This window comes from Corynebacterium mendelii, from assembly GCF_017307055.1.
Classification (GTDB): Bacteria; Actinomycetota; Actinomycetes; order Mycobacteriales; family Mycobacteriaceae; genus Corynebacterium; species Corynebacterium mendelii.
Map to the genome: position 1 here is coordinate 1 of NZ_JAFLEQ010000006.1, position 731 is coordinate 731.

Consider the following 731-nt stretch of genomic DNA (forward strand, 5'->3'; position numbering starts at 1 on the left):
CCTCACGCAGAACACGCTCCCGGGTAACCGCATCCACCGGCAGAGCATCCAACGCCGCACGGTAACGGTCCTTGTACGGCTTGACCTTCCCGATACGGTCAAAGCTGTAAAACGACAACACACACCCATCCAGCCCGTAATGACGCTGCATCATCCGGGCAATCACCTGCCCACCGGACAAATCCCCCAAATAACGCACATAATGATGCGCAATCAACCGCGCCGCATCCTTGTCAGCCGCAATCTCATCCAACCGGTCAACATAAGCCACCACCGCCGGAAGAGCCGCCACCTCGCAACGCCACCCCGCCCGGCCATGCAGCACATCCAGATCATGCTCCAGCGAACCCACCCGCTCCAACACCGGATCCACAATCGACGCCGCCAGCGGATCATCAGCCACCGTCCGCGCCGCGTTCTCCAACGCCCGGTAGATAAACCACGACTGCTCCTGCAACGACACAAACGCCGCAACATCCAAACGGCCATCCATCAAATCCTGCATGAAACTGGAATGCTCGGCACGGGCATGCGCCCGCGCAGTCGACACCTTCAACGCCTTCGACAAAGGCAACTGGTCAACACTGGCCTGCATAGCGGTCGTCATAATCTACCCATCCACTCCCGGAACATATAAGAGGCTTCAAAAAAAGGGGACCATCCCCCGCGGGACGGCACAAAGAGCCGCCCTGAAAAACACTCACACCAGACTAACTTAGGTTCCCCTTGCC

General features: G+C 58.7%; 1 protein-coding gene. It reads right to left on the reverse strand.

The features are described from left to right. A partial coding sequence (locus JZY06_RS03365) for a biliverdin-producing heme oxygenase (protein WP_407929822.1) occupies positions 1 to 607 on the reverse strand: 607 nt, incomplete at its 3' end. Positions 608 to 731 lie beyond the last annotated feature (124 nt).